We start from the raw sequence: 14,758 nt of genomic DNA on the forward strand, positions 1-14,758 counted from the left end.
GCTCCTCAAAACACCGGAAGCCAACTTGTGGTTCGATACATGGCTAAGTTAAAACTCCAGAATGATGGGTAATAATTTCAATGCTCATTATATTTTTTGGAACTGACTCATGGCTTTTATGACTTAAATGATAATAATACACATTCTTTGATATTAATTATGTCGTACGGACATTGATAAATTTAAAGGTAGATAGATTTTCATTTACGGATTATTTCCTAAATTCATCGATAATGTGATCGACATAAAATTTTCATTTAAGAGTGAAGAGATAATTTATGGTTGTCCGAAACAGCTCAAACTGGTGTATTTAACATAACAGAAGAAACGAAAGGCTTCATAGCAACCTGATACTTCAGGCCGCTAAGGGGTTAATATTGCTGCAGACAATTAGACCGGGAAGCGCATGGCGTCACCATTTCTCCCGCCTGGCTGGAAGTGAAGAATCATTGTGCAAAGCTCCGTATTCGGGCTTTGCATCTGACAATGGTTCCCTGGATGAAAGTACGATCTCCACTCCAAGGACGCTGAACACTCTAAACAAACGCTCAAAACCCACACTTGCAGGGTTGGCCTCCAGTCGGGCATAAGTTTGCTGTGTTACACCCAAACGTTCAGAAACATCTCTTTGCGTCAGTCCATTGGCTTTGCGAAAGCCGATTAAAACAGGACGCAACTGATTCAAGGTCTTCAAAGCGTATTGAGTGTTCATAAGTGATCTTCCGTATCGACGGGTTAACAAGCACAACGAATGGATTTACAGCAGATAAGCTGTAATACTCATTAACAGACTATAGGCTGTAATACGCCTCTTGCCAAGATTCGGCATCTTTCAAAAACAAGGCCGTGTTGAGTAAGCAGTACTGGTATCTAGCACCCCTGACCACTTTGCTTGAGAGTGACCCAGTGACATTTATCGTGATCGTAGGTCTTTTAGACGTTGTTGCTAACCGGCATCATACTCAGGTGGTAACCCCCAGGGATACTCGGGAAGTGATAATTTATTCCCGCCCTAATCAAAATATATAACCCTATCTTATTAGCTTTCTTAGTAGTTTATAAATGAAGTAAAAATTAGCGAAGAAGCTTTACATTAAAAAGTGAGCAAAAATTTTTACCATTGAACCGGCAAAATTTGCAATCTGCGGCTTTTAGCCTGAGAAAATCCACATTAACAGAATAATCATCAAGTCCAACAGAGGCATAACTTACGTCCTCGAATAAATCGGTAATAAATGAGTTGAAATTACAAAAATTAACCTCACTCAATATCCTGAACACCGCAGAAATATAACTACTATGCATTATCCTGACTTCAATAACCTTTAATAAACTAGAATGCGATTTACTTTTAAAGAGGTCAAAGAGAAAGTAAACCAGCTCATTTTTATTGTCAGAAATCCATTTTAAAATTTTATCCCTGGCACATGGCAATAAATACACTGGAGTTTTGAAAGGATTTGAAATGTCAACCACAAGGGAACAATAACCATGAGGATTTATTCCACTTATAATTAAGTCACTAAGTCCTTTCACTGCATCCAAATAGTTGTCAAAACAAACCTCATATAAACAGGTACTATGAGCTGCACATTTAGATTCAAACAACCATCTATGACGAAGATAACCAATGCCTTTAGAGTGTATATCTTCAATAATACATTTATGGCAGTAACGAATCTTTGAGATGTTTACCAATGGATATGAATTAGTTATGTGTAAATTATTTCGACAGGCATCTTCAACAGCGTTGAAATACCCGTAAACACCAGAAGATAACGACACTATATTGGAAGTTAGTATATAACCATTTCTTGTGGCAAGAATGTCATATATATCCTGCAAACTATGCAATTTGTACATATCAATCAGTTCGAGCCGAGGAAAGGCATCGTACCTTAGTTCACCATGCTTAGATATTATGTTCCTGCAATTGGATAAGTTATACATTATCTGTGAACGCAGAAGAAAACTGTGCCACAATTCATTTTCGTAAACCATATCACTCCCTCTTATTTAATTAGATTCTTTTTCCTGAGAAGTGTCATTGTCATTGGTAGTTTATCTCTGTATTTCAAAAGCCAGTTATGCCCCCCCAGTAAAGCATCCAGGCTTGTAAGTGACATCGGGTATTGCCCCTGAGATAAAACAACATTTATTAATGATGATGAGATTATATCTCTCTCGCTCCAGTCTACTCTTTTATTTCTATAACATCGTACTGCTTTAGGAAGACAGGAATTAAGCCAGCCATTTTCATGTTTATTTAGCCAAAAGAAACTAGCATAACAACTTTCCTTGACTAACTTTCGCGTTACAGAAATGGATTGATTATGTATAAATCTTAATATTTTCTGCTTATGACGCCGTCTTAAAGAATCTTTTTTACATTTTTTACGCCATGAGCATAAACCGTAACAAGATGAAATTACAGAGGATACAGTTCCTTCCGATAATGAGTTTTTCTCAGCTATGGATGCCAGACTAAACCCCCTTACAGCCATAGACTTGATAAGCAATTCAGTGAATATATTAATTTTTGTGTTTCGCTTAAACGCCCTCAGGTATTTTTTATAAATAAGTGTTTTAATGTAACATCTGCTGCGATTAAATTCTCTCCCAAGGTTGCTAACACTAGTATTATTTTCAGCCATATGAAAGCTGTATTCCTTATGACTTTTAAAGATTTCTTTCTTTTTATTAGGACGACTTCCTGCATACGTTGGCCAGCAAGTATTTAACAAACAATAACAAAGCAAAAGGTGCTTTGTGGGATGCTGACAACATTTATCTTTGAGTATAGGCTCCCAGTAGTGATAATCAGTAAGGGATGTCGGTAGAAGCTCCGATGAACCCTCCCCAAATAACTGGCACTTAGCATAAACATGTGCGTAAAATACATTTTTCTTCAGATTCCCGTCCAATGATAATAAATTTAACTTTTTAAGTACATCCATGTAATTTGGGTGACAAATTTCTTTTCTTCTGATTATATTTATGGACTCATAACAAAATTTAGCAAAATCGAAGTCTGTCTCATTGCTGAGTTGTTCTGTATACGAAACAGGAGGCATCAGTCCAATACGTATGTGCGGTGCAGAAGGGACATTGATGCTTTCAAGCACTACCTGGTGCCGATGGCAGGTTGTAACCCCATGAAGTTGATGCGCCAGATGCCAATAAGTAACACCATAATGAAAAGTATCTTCACGAGCGCAAACCGGGCAAAACTTCAATAGTGTCCGCTGTCCTAGTGAAAAATTACTAAGGCGGCACAATCGATTAAGCCTGGCAGGGGTCGTGTTGAAATCCATAATTTCATTACGACTGATTGGTAGTGCCCAGGCAAACAGAGGGAGTAAAGTCTGTTCATGCCAGAGCTGGTCTGCACTTTCGGATGTATGAAGAGAAATAGCCTTTAATCCTGAATTGAGAATTGGATGGACGCTCATATCAGGTTTGTGGAAAATGATCGTTAACAGAGAAGATGGGGACATACCGTACACGGTAGCTGTCCGACAAAACCGACTGAACAAGGATTCATCAGGTAAAACAGACAACATTCTCATTTACCCCACCTCTCTTTGACCGTTACGAACTGATGACCTCATTACAATTTATTAAGTGGATCTGTATTTATAAGCCCGCAACGCTGAAGAGCATCGTAGGTATTTTTCTTTTCAGCTGTTCTGGTGATAACAAGATCATGGTCAAGAGACAGTATTTTCTCGTCGAAATTGCGCATAACCTCGTCTATTTTTCTTACGAATTCCTTGTGCTGTGGCCTGTCTATATCTCCAGGGATCAAAGCTTTTAAGGGCTTCTCTGACATGAACTTAGCCGAAGCATCACTTTCATTAGATGCAGAGAGCCATTTGGCTTCCTCGTCTTCAGTCGCTGCCCCCGGGAGTAAAGTATCCTTATATTCCTCCGTATGGCTTACGAGTACCGGTACAGAGGCCGACAAGACTGCACCAGTTATGATTTCATTACCGCTACCGATAACCTTTAATTGTGCCCCCCGATAAATCATCTGAGCCAATCCAATGTTGCCTTTAGATAAAATGAATAATTTTTCGTTTAACTCATCATTTAATGGTGTTTCAACATTTGTCCATTGTAATGGCCATAAATAATGAATAAACGATTGCCAGTCTTGTGAGTCGTATCTGACATTTGAAATTTTCATATAACCACCAGACTCTGCCCGCCTGGCAATTCTCATTTTCTTTGTCAGAGTCTCGTCAAAAGGATGATTTCCACAAAAAACCATAGATACCCCCATCGAATCTACAATTTCATGTAAAAAATCAATCAACTTACTCTCACCTCCAGTTCTTGAAAATTTTAGCCTCTGCATTTCATCAATAACAAGGATACCTAAAAATGATGATTTTATTCTTTGCGCAATCTGGCGAGCCAGAGCACCATTTCTAATCTCTGGTGTAGTTCGTTCAATACCAATTGCATCATCTAATTTTTGTAAAATCTCTTCACAAAGGTCTCTCACACTTGAGTTGTATGGACAATTAATCTTTACCCATACGATTTGCTTACTGAAGCCGGGAAAAACTCCTTTATAGCTGCTGTGTTCTATAATCTGAGGGAAATGATCCATGACTTGCTCGATCATGGTAGTTTTTCCAGAACCACTCATTCCAACTATCGTAATGGTTTCAGCCTGGGATTTAAAATATCCACTTTCGGGTTCAATATCAGGACGCTCAGTCCCATAGTAATGAAGATATTGAATAGTTCCGCTTTTTAAAGGATTACGGGCTGCATAGCTTTCCCTAAGTGCCCGTAAAATCATTTTATAAGCCTGGATAAGATTGGTTTGAGGGCAACGGAATTTCTTTATACGTTCGACATACTGCTCTCTAACATTCGCCGGGGCAGTCCAGCGGATTTTTTCGTCAATTTCGGGAAAATAACTCATTTCCAGAAGTACTTCATCTTCCGTAAGCGCTTCAGGAAGTGCTTCAATTAAGGGGTTGCCACGATACTCAGGTAACTCCTGTTCTTTATATATCGCTGAAACGCTCCGTATAAGGTTCATTATTCTGCGTCCTCAGTCTTCTTCTTACCTTTTAACCATCTTTGTTTCTCCTCCCGGCCAGGCAAAAGCAGAACCTTACTGGATGACGGAAGTAGGGGTTCAGGTCTTCCATTAGCAACATCAGTTCGCCCTAATGAATCAAGTTCATTTTTCCTGTTCTTTTTAATATCTTTACCATGTACCCGTCGAGATTCGTATATTTCATTTAATCTTTCGTTACCTTTCTTGTTAAAATCATCTTTATTATTGATATTGCTGAGTGAATCCAGAGTAAATAAATTAATTTCTTTTTGAGTATCTACCCAATCAGCCATTACATCTGTATCAAGATGAGCTTTACCTTTAAATATATCTCTTTTCTTAAGCAGGTAATGCTTTTTGAAAATGCTATTTTTGTCAAATCTTACATATATATAATCTACGCAATTGTCATCTATTCTTGCTTCACAAGTGGTTCTTCCAAATACTCTGGCACCTGATGCAATGTCTGGATCACATTCATAAAAAAGATTATTGTACTGAATCCCACCGGCGGTAATGTTAGCGTTCACAGGGATCAACAATCGTGCGATCACTTCGTCGGCCCCAACGGCTCTTGCGCTGAATCTCCCGTGCTTTAAGCTTATCATCCAACTATTTTTTGGTGATATTACGAGATCATTTTCAATCAGTAAGGGATTGATATAAGCCAGTTCTTCATATGTTCTCTGATTATGTGCAAGTATCTCCCGAATCAGTAAAGACGTGACCTCCTGAATCGTTAAACAAGCCCTGGATTGCGGTGTTGGCGCTCCTTTAACAATCTTACCCCTTCGTGTTGTTCCAATAAGCCTATGAATAACTTCATCATTTAGAATACCGAAACAGCGTTCAACAATGCTTTTTCTGTCGCCTCTACCGACTGGCGCAAACTCAAGTTTTGTCAGGGGGGTCATCTTTTCCTGAGGTTTAAGACCAATCATCTCCCCGTTGTCACACATCAATGTTAATGGAATATGAGAACAAGGCCAATCATCATTAGTAATAGAGATTCCAAATAATCTACAATATTCTTTTTTTGGCATAAAGCAATTTGCTAACGCTTGTCGGGCAGCTCGCCATGAAGCATGGTATAAAGAAACATGAAGGCCAACAATCATTCTTGTTGCGCGATCCACCACTGTATAAATAGTTGGGCGCCCAATGACTTTTCGTCTGTTTAAACTCGAAATAAGATGTACATCAGCGACAGTTGAGTCTATTTCGAAAACATCACCCGGTAAAACAGTTGTATTAGCCGCACTACCTAAAAGCGCCCGCATTTTGAGGTCTATTTCTTTTTTCGTGTTCTTCTTCTTTATCGAGAAATCTTTAGTGAAGAGTTTTTTATTCCAGTATGAAAATTGTTTTAAAGAAGGAACATATGGAGCTCTATTTTCTAAGTTCGCTGTTTTAATTTCATCCCTAAAATACAAATCAATATGTCTCTCTAATGTTTTCTTTATCGTATCTCCGTTAACTTTATAATGATACATAATGAGAGATTTTCTAATATTATTTATATCTCTTTCATTAAGAATGAAAACACGTGAACGTTCATTAGGTAATGCTCTGTTTTTCTTGGAATTCCCAAGTTTAATTTCATGTTTGATTCTACTTTTCCCAGCGGCACCACAGTTCGAGAATGCGGGTAGTAATGCATAAACATCCTGCCCATGTCGCCAGTACAACGCCAGAAGCGTTCTGATAGTATATTGTGATATTTTTTTATTTCTGGAGTAGTCCATTAAAAGGTGAGACTTTTTATGTAATGCATAGTCGAACAGAAACATTCTGTCATCTACAAGATCTTTAATGATATTGTAATTTTCATCTCGCCTTCCCCTGTCTTCATCTGTTATTTCTTTCTCATCTACTAACATATATGAAGGGTATATATAATCTTTACAAGTTATGCTATTTGATTCAATATAATATTTAAACAATGAAAATGAGAAAGGAATTGGCTTACCCGTTCTTTCTGATTTTATTTTAAACAAAATTAACAAATCAACCTTTTTGTCAAAATCCAAAACACGATAAAGCCCCTCTGCAAGCAAATCAGTGCCTTGAGAGAGCCAGACTGAATTTCTAATAATATCCATTTGCGTTCAGTCCTATATAGTGGCCATTGGATATTATCTTTATCAGACCGGTTTCGAGTATTGGATATGATAAATCAATTTTTATCATTTTTAATCCAATCATTGCCTGCAATAACATCATCGCTTCTTGTGCATCTACCCCAATGATTGATGAAATCATTGCACGTAGTCCCACTATGGGATAAACATCTGGTTTAAGCTTCCATAGGATTTTATCAAGAGGATATTTATCATAAAATACAGAACCATCTCTTAATACAGAAGTAACCCAACAAATATTTTTACCGACGACGTTATTGAGTTCCGAGCCAACATAAATTTGAAACTCAACATCAATCAACTGCCAAAACATCCTCTCTATTTCAAGTTTTTGGGCTTCGCGTTCAGGTATGCTCTCGTTTTGTTTTACTGCTACAGCTTTGTATCGAAGTCCGCCTTCAGGAGTTCTCAAGGTCAGTAAAAAATCGGTTGTCATAACATTCAGAACTTCGACAGGTACTCCTCTTACTCCCCTCACCATAGGATGTTGAAAATGTAGATGATTTGCTATTTGTTGGGTAAGCCGGAGAGGAAAGAGTGGGAATTGTTCCCGGATATCAATCACCGAGTCATTAAACTCAGCCAGATAGAAAAAGTTACTTTCGACAGAAGAAAGGAGATGATGGTTTCGAAACGTCTTAAGGCCAAAGACTATCGAACGGTTTCCACGGGATTTAACGTCCTGAGCTCTAAGCCAGGGCTGATAACTTTGGCCATAGCCCACTCCTATGCCGTCACCTAGCGCATTTTCATAATCCAAATAGGATTTGAGACGCCTACCCCTACCCATGATCGTACCCAAAAAACGACATTGATACGTACCTATATGTGCATTTTATAGTCTCCAACCCTATAACCACACATTCAGTAAGTATACAACATTAGCGTCGTTTTTTGAGAATGGTTACAACTTTAGTGCTTTGTGTACAACTTTATTGTCTTCGGACAGCCAGAGCCTGCGCGCATGCCCATGCGCTCGCCCAGGCCCACTGGAAGTTATACCCACCAAGCCAGCCGGTAACGTCCATCACTTCACCAATAAAATAGAGGCCCGGCACGTCACGCGCTTCCATGGTGCGCGAAGAAAGCCCATCAGTATCGACGCCGCCAAGCGTCACCTCTGCCGTACGGTAGCCTTCGGTGCCGTTGGGTTGCACGCGCCAGTTTATCAGGGTATCGACCAATGCCTGCTGATCGCGGCTGTTGAGCTGCTTAAGAGACACATCCGGCACCTGCCCTAACACCTGCAAGCACTCAACCAGGCGCTTCGGCAACTGCATCGCCAGCGTGTTTTTCAGGCTTTGATTAGGATGTGCACTGCGCTGCTCGTCCAGGAAGCTTTCCAGGTCGCAATCAGGCACCAGATTGACCGTCACAAACTCGCCCGGTTGCCAGTAGCTGGAGATCTGTAACACCGCCGGGCCGGAAAGCCCGCGATGGGTGAAAAGCAGATTTTCGCGAAATACCGTGCCATCTTCGGCAGTGATGACAGAGGGAACAGACACACCGGAGAGCGTCTGAAGTTGTTCAAGTAATGGCTTATGCAGCGTAAACGGCACCAGCCCGGCGCGTGTAGGCAGTACCTTCAGGCCAAACTGTTCGGCAATCTTGTAGCCAAAGGGTGACGCACCCAGCCCCGGCATCGACAGCCCGCCGCTGGCAATCACCAGATTATCCGCGCTGACGGTTTCACCGTTCAGTTGCAGCGTATAGCCTTGCTCATCGCGCGATACCTCCAGCACTTCCGTACGCAGGCGCATGACCACATCGCCTTTTTCGCACTCGGCCACCAGCATATCGACAATCTGCTGGGCGGAGTCGTCGCAGAACAGCTGACCCAGCGTTTTTTCATGCCAGGCGATACCGTGTTTACCCACCAGATCGATAAAATCCCATTGGGTATAGCGCGCCAGCGCAGATTTGCAAAAATGACGGTTTTGACTCAAATATGCCGCGGGTTCGACATACAAATTGGTAAAGTTGCAGCGGCCCCCGCCAGACATCAGGATCTTGCGTCCGGGTTTTTTACCATTATCCAGCAGCAGTACCCGACGGCCCGCTTGCCCGGCCATTGCCGCACAAAACATACCCGCCGCACCGGCCCCAATCACAACGGCATCAAACCTTTCCACGTCAAAACCCTCTTCGTTAACTGCGCGGATTGTAAAGTTTCCGCTGTGGTCGCACCAGCGCAAATAAGCCAGATATCAGTCATATATTTGAAATATAAAATATATTTCTTTACCTAAGTCCACCAAAGCCGAAGGAATATCAAAAAAAAGCTATATTTCACTTTGCCCGTTGCGCATTTGTCCTGGATAATGCGCCGCGTTCATGTCCTCAAAATGGCGTAACGTCCTATGCTACATTTGTTTGCTGGCCTGGATTTACATACCGGGCTTTTATTATTGCTTGCACTAGTTTTTGTTCTGTTTTACGAAGCAATCAACGGCTTCCACGACACTGCAAACGCAGTAGCAACGGTTATCTACACTCGCGCAATGCAGTCGCAACTTGCGGTTGTTATGGCGGCGGTATTTAACTTTTTTGGTGTCCTTCTGGGCGGACTGAGCGTTGCGTATGCCATTGTGCATATGTTGCCAACGGATCTGCTGCTTAACGTTAGTTCTGGCCATGGCCTTGCTATGGTGTTCTCAATGCTGCTTGCTGCAATTATCTGGAACCTCGGTACCTGGTATTTCGGCCTGCCTGCATCCAGTTCTCACACCCTCATCGGCGCGATTATTGGTATTGGGTTAACGAATGCCCTGATGACCGGTACATCGGTTGTCGATGCGTTGAACATCCCGAAAGTGATTGGGATTTTTGCCTCACTTATCGTCTCCCCTATCGTGGGTCTGGTGGTAGCAGGTGGATTGATTTTCATCCTGCGTCGTTACTGGAGCAATACTAAAAAACGCTCCCGTATTCACCTGACACCGGCAGAGCGTGAGAAGAAAGACGGCAAGAAAAAACCGCCATTCTGGACGCGTATTGCCCTGATCCTTTCCGCTATCGGCGTGGCCTTCTCACACGGCGCGAACGATGGTCAGAAAGGCATTGGTCTGGTGATGCTGGTCCTGATTGGTGTTGCTCCGGCAGGCTTTGTGGTCAACATGAATGCCTCCGGTTACGAAATCACACGTACTCGTGATGCCGTGAACAACGTCGAAATTTACTTCCAGCAGCACCCTGAGCTGCTGAAGCAAGCGACCGGTGTTGACCAGTTGATCCCTTCACCGGAAGCAGGCGCAACCACCGCACCTGGCGAGTTCCACTGCCACCCGGCGAATGCGATTAATGCTCTGGAACGTGCGAAAGGTATGTTGGGCGACATCGAAAGCTACGACAAACTTACCGTTGAGCAGCGCGGTCAGCTGCGTCGCATTATGCTTTGCATCTCTGATGTGACGGATAAAGTGGCGAAACAGCCTGGCATAAGCGCTGACGACCAGCGACTGCTGAAGAAACTGAAAGGCGATATGCTCAATACCATTGAGTACGCGCCAATCTGGATAATCATGGCGGTTGCGCTGGCACTGGGTATCGGTACGATGATTGGCTGGCGCCGTGTGGCAACAACAATCGGCGAGAAGATTGGTAAGAAAGGCATGACGTATGCGCAGGGTATGTCCGCGCAGATGACAGCGGCGGTTTCTATCGGTCTGGCGAGCTACACCGGGATGCCAGTGTCCACCACCCACGTACTCTCCTCCTCTGTGGCGGGTACCATGATTGTTGACGGTGGTGGTCTGCAACGCAAAACGGTTACCAACATTCTGATGGCCTGGGTGTTCACACTCCCGGCATCCATCCTGCTGTCTGGTGGTTTGTACTGGATTGCGCTGAAGCTGATTTAATTCGTTAAGCGCAACAAAAAAGCGGGCCAGGAAACTGGCCCGCTTTTTTTATGCTCAGTGCCAAATCATCAACGCAATCATACTGACCACAACCAGGCCGCACAGGGCGCTGGTTAAAATAAACTGACGACGCAGGCGCTCACAGCGACGGATAAACTCTTCATCGTGATGATCGCGGTAGCGCTGGTAATAGATATACCCCACCAGACGCATCTGCTTGCTGGGCTGTCCATGCGAGGTGAAGAACCCTCCACCGTCCACATACTGATAAAGCAACGGATCGCAACCACGAAGTACCACTAATAGCGCACGTAACGATGAGAAGTAGCGCGCCATATTCACTATGCAAACTACGCATAACGCCCAAAACAATGCGACGGTGCTAATCATACATCCTCCCCGGCGTCCGCCCTCGAAGCAAAGCCCCTGAGCTACCGCACCCAATGCCCTGACAGACAGTTCAGTGAAAGAATGACTCAAAAGTCGATCCGGTTCGCGTTTTAATATCCGAACGGCTCATTAAATAGTGTAGGAGATCCGTTAATTTTTTTGCCACAAGGTTAATCGTTATCAACGCGAAGGCTTGAAAAATTTGTTGAACTGAGCCGTAATGAAAGCAACAGACGACGGCTTTCTCTTTTAGTCATCGATAACTTAAGGAAGGAGTAACACTATGGCTTACAAACACATTCTCATCGCGGTAGACCTCTCCCCGGAGAGCAAAGTGCTGGTTGATAAAGCGGTATCCATGGCGCGTCCCTATAACGCGAAAGTTTCTTTGATTCACGTTGATGTGAATTACTCCGATCTCTATACCGGTCTGATCGATGTGAATCTGGGCGATATGCAAAAGCGTATCTCTGAAGAGACTCACCATGCACTGAGTGAGCTGTCTACCAACGCGGGCTACCCTATTACCGAAACCTTAAGCGGTAGCGGCGATCTGGGTCAGGTACTGGTTGATGCAATCAAGAAATACGATATGGATCTGGTGGTTTGCGGTCATCACCAGGACTTTTGGAGCAAGCTGATGTCTTCAGCGCGTCAGCTGATCAACACCGTTCACGTGGATATGCTGATTGTTCCACTGCGTGACGAAGAAGAAGAGTAAGTGGATTAAATTCCCCTCACCCTCTCCCACCGGGTTGAGGAATCCCCACAAAAATACGAGCACGGACGGCTCCCTCTCCTTTTTGGGGTGTACGGTCCGGGGACATGGTAGACAGGTGTTCGGGGACATGGTGAACACTTTTTAACATCCTTTACCCATGGTGATCGACTTTTTCTTCAGGTCGATCACCCCCACTTTCGTGCTGTACCACCACACCTCGTAGCTGCCGTCTTCCTGCATCTCCTTCAGCCCGACCCGTTCTCCCCTGAACGCCTTGCCTGCGCTCAGACTTACCCCTTTCACGCTCAGCTTTCCGCTGATATCCACTTTCCTGACCATCACGCCCTCGTCGTATTCCGGGGGCGTGGTGTTGCCGCTGTACTGCCGCTCTGACGGCTTATACCGCGACCCCGGTACCGCCATATCCAGCGCCTCATGCGGGCGTTCAAGGTTATAGACTGTCCGCCAGTGGTCGAAGGCGCGCTGCAGTTCGCCCCCGCTCGCGAACCACTTCCCCTGCAGCACTTCTGCCTTCAGGCTCCGGTGAAAACGCTCCAGCTTACCCTGCGTCTGCGGATGATACGGCCGGGAGTGCCCCACCCGGATACCCAGACGCATCAGCCACAGCTCCAGCGCCGTCCAGGTGCCGGTGGTGTCTCCCCACGGAGAACCGTTGTCCATCGTCATCCGGTCCGGCAGGCCGTAGCGCTCAAACACGCTGACCAGCTGCTGCTGCACGGTCTCGCGCCGTTCATCGGTACAGTGCGCCAGGCACAGGGAAAATCGGGAGTGGTCGTCCAGCAGGGTGAGCGGATGGCAGCGGCCGCCTCCAAAGGGAAAGTGGCCCTTAAAATCCATCTGCCAGAGGCGGTTCGGCGCGTCATGTTCGAACCGTCCCGTGGCGGGAATGCCCGGTGAAGTGCCCGGCAGCAGACCGTGACGGGCCATGAGGTTATGGACGGTGCTGAAGGCGGGCATGGTGTGCCCCTGGTCTTCCAGCCAGCGCTTTATCTTGCGTGCGCCCCAGCGTTCATGGCGGTCATGCGCCATACGCAGCAGGGCAGTGATGTCGTCAGATGAGCGGTTCGGGGAATGGTGCGGTATGCGCGGGCGGTCCTGAAGGCCAGAGGCCCCTTCCTCCGCCCAGCGGCGAAGCCACTTATAGCCAGTGGCAGGTGAAATGCCGAAGCGACGGCAGAGGGAACGGATGTTCGCCCCGTCCTGCGAGGCGAACAAAACAAACTCGGTACGTAATGACATGGTATCTCTCGCATCCCAGGACATAAGCGACTCCATAAACGGGTTCTTATGCCTTAGTTGTAAGTGTCTACCATGTCCCCGAACAAGTGTTCACTATGTCCCCGGACCGTACAGGGGAGAGGGCTGGGGTGAGGGGGAACATACGGCTCAGGTGGTCATTCCGTTCACTTTACGTTCCTTGCTACTCTGTCACCACAATACCGGTGAACGTGCCAGGGTAGCTCACCGCCGCTACCCTGGCGACCCGGGCTCCCGGCAAGAAAATCGTCGCTTCGCGATGCCCTCAGCGTTTGCTCCAGGCTAATCGGGGACGGGCGGATGAAACGTCCCTGTAAAGCCGCCCTCGCCGCGCATCCATGCGCGTCGCCCCGGCCTTCCGTAAACGCTTCGGCGATTTTCAGCCGGACCATGACACCGCTGTAAGTCCCTTAATTCAATGGCGTAATATCATCGCTGAATTAAAGACAAAAATTACTGGGGATCCCTCAGCCCACCGGGAGAGGGAATAGAATGTAGGCCGGGTAAGGCGAAGCCGCCACCCGGTTTTTTTATTCCGCTGTCCCCGAATAAATATCAAACCGGTGCCCTTTGGTGGTCACCGCGTTGGTCGTGGCAACATCCGCCAGCGGTGGCGCATAGTCCGGGCGCTTCACCACCACACGCTTTGTCGCGAGCAGGCGGGCAGGCTCCAGCAGACCATCGGCATCCAAATCTGGCCCCACCAGCGACTGAAACACACGCATCTCTTTTTTCACCAGCGCGCTTTTCTGCTTATGCGGGAACATCGGGTCGAGGTAGACCACCTGCGGGCGCGGGGTGATATCCGTCAGCGCCGTCAGGCTGGAGGCGTGAATAAGCTGCAAACGCTCCTGCAACCACGGGCCGATTTCCGGGTCCGCATAGCCACGCGCAAGCCCATCGTCCAGCAACGCCGCCACTACCGGATTGCGCTCCAGCATCCGCACACGGCAGCCAACAGACGCCAGCACAAAAGCATCGCGCCCCAGCCCCGCGGTGGCATCAACCACATCCGGCAGATAACTGCCTTTGATCCCGACCGCTTTCGCTACCGCTTCGCCACGACCGCCGCCGAACTTGCGCCGGTGCGCCATGGCACCACCCACAAAGTCGACAAAGATGCCGCCAAGCTTCGGCTCGTCGCGTTTACGTAGTTCCAGATGTTCTGGCGTCATCACCAGCGCCATCAGGTTTTCGTCATCGTGCTCCAGTCCCCAGCGGGCGGCCAGAACAGATAAGGCGCCGTCTCCGGCGCCTGATTCATCTACTAAGCAGATCTTCACGTAAC

Annotated in this window: 13 protein-coding genes; 2 read left to right on the forward strand and 11 right to left on the reverse strand. The window is 45.8% G+C overall.

What is annotated here, in order from left to right:
- Positions 1-412: 412 nt before the first annotated feature.
- The 7 genes from HV107_RS08690 to HV107_RS08720 form a co-directional block, all read right to left on the reverse strand.
- Positions 413-712: a helix-turn-helix domain-containing protein gene (locus tag HV107_RS08690; RefSeq protein ID WP_001097217.1), complete on the reverse strand. Its 300-nt coding sequence runs from the start codon at positions 710-712 to the stop codon at positions 413-415.
- A gap of 362 nt (positions 713-1,074) precedes the next feature.
- Positions 1,075-2,001: a hypothetical protein gene (locus tag HV107_RS08695; RefSeq protein WP_000262426.1), complete on the reverse strand. Its 927-nt coding sequence runs from the start codon at positions 1,999-2,001 to the stop codon at positions 1,075-1,077.
- Positions 2,002-2,012: 11 nt separating this feature from the next.
- Positions 2,013-3,569 (reverse strand): TnsD family Tn7-like transposition protein, encoded by a 1,557-nt coding sequence (locus HV107_RS08700; RefSeq protein WP_024143025.1) that lies wholly within the window; start codon positions 3,567-3,569, stop codon positions 2,013-2,015.
- 41 nt (positions 3,570-3,610) lie between these two features.
- Complete coding sequence (locus HV107_RS08705) at positions 3,611-5,059, reverse strand: ATP-binding protein (RefSeq protein ID WP_001049182.1); 1,449 nt, start codon at positions 5,057-5,059, stop codon at positions 3,611-3,613.
- Positions 5,059-7,182: a Tn7 transposition protein B gene (locus HV107_RS08710; RefSeq protein WP_048217579.1), complete on the reverse strand. Its 2,124-nt coding sequence runs from the start codon at positions 7,180-7,182 to the stop codon at positions 5,059-5,061. The genes HV107_RS08705 and HV107_RS08710 overlap by 1 nt, the downstream gene beginning before the upstream one ends.
- Positions 7,169-8,011 (reverse strand): TnsA endonuclease N-terminal domain-containing protein, encoded by an 843-nt coding sequence (locus HV107_RS08715; protein WP_020833813.1) that lies wholly within the window; start codon positions 8,009-8,011, stop codon positions 7,169-7,171. The genes HV107_RS08710 and HV107_RS08715 overlap by 14 nt, the downstream gene beginning before the upstream one ends.
- Positions 8,012-8,153: 142 nt before the next feature.
- Entirely contained in the window at positions 8,154-9,353 is a 1,200-nt protein-coding gene (locus HV107_RS08720) for an NAD(P)/FAD-dependent oxidoreductase (RefSeq protein WP_182062870.1), read from the reverse strand.
- Positions 9,354-9,581: 228 nt separating this feature from the next.
- On the opposite strand from HV107_RS08720, the gene pitA reads away from it, so the two are divergent.
- Positions 9,582-11,081, forward strand: a complete 1,500-nt coding sequence (gene pitA, locus HV107_RS08725) for an inorganic phosphate transporter PitA (RefSeq protein WP_182062871.1) — start codon at positions 9,582-9,584, stop codon at positions 11,079-11,081.
- Positions 11,082-11,135: 54 nt separating this feature from the next.
- Here pitA and uspB read toward each other — a convergent pair whose 3' ends face one another.
- Positions 11,136-11,471, reverse strand: a complete 336-nt coding sequence (gene uspB, locus HV107_RS08730; protein WP_003861224.1) for a universal stress protein UspB — start codon at positions 11,469-11,471, stop codon at positions 11,136-11,138.
- A 283-nt stretch (positions 11,472-11,754) separates the two neighbouring features.
- Here uspB and uspA point away from each other — a divergent pair, with 283 nt between their 5' ends.
- On the forward strand, positions 11,755-12,192 hold the full coding sequence (uspA, locus tag HV107_RS08735; RefSeq protein WP_014072197.1) for a universal stress protein UspA: 438 nt from the start codon (positions 11,755-11,757) through the stop codon (positions 12,190-12,192).
- Between the two features lie 141 nt (positions 12,193-12,333).
- On the opposite strand, the gene HV107_RS08740 is transcribed toward uspA, so the two are convergent.
- The 3 genes from HV107_RS08740 to rsmJ form a co-directional block, all read right to left on the reverse strand.
- Positions 12,334-13,488 carry an IS481 family transposase gene (locus HV107_RS08740; RefSeq protein ID WP_182059485.1) on the reverse strand — a complete coding sequence of 385 codons (1,155 nt, stop codon included), beginning with the start codon at positions 13,486-13,488 and terminating at the stop codon, positions 12,334-12,336.
- A 128-nt stretch (positions 13,489-13,616) separates the two neighbouring features.
- Complete coding sequence (locus HV107_RS08745; protein ID WP_182059484.1) at positions 13,617-13,862, reverse strand: hypothetical protein; 246 nt, start codon at positions 13,860-13,862, stop codon at positions 13,617-13,619.
- A gap of 138 nt (positions 13,863-14,000) precedes the next feature.
- Positions 14,001-14,753, reverse strand: coding sequence for a 16S rRNA (guanine(1516)-N(2))-methyltransferase RsmJ (gene rsmJ / locus HV107_RS08750; RefSeq protein WP_182062872.1), 753 nt, complete (start codon positions 14,751-14,753; stop codon positions 14,001-14,003).
- Positions 14,754-14,758: the final 5 nt, after the last annotated feature.

Source organism: Enterobacter sp. RHBSTW-00175 (assembly GCF_013927005.1).
Taxonomy (GTDB): Bacteria; Pseudomonadota; Gammaproteobacteria; order Enterobacterales; family Enterobacteriaceae; genus Enterobacter.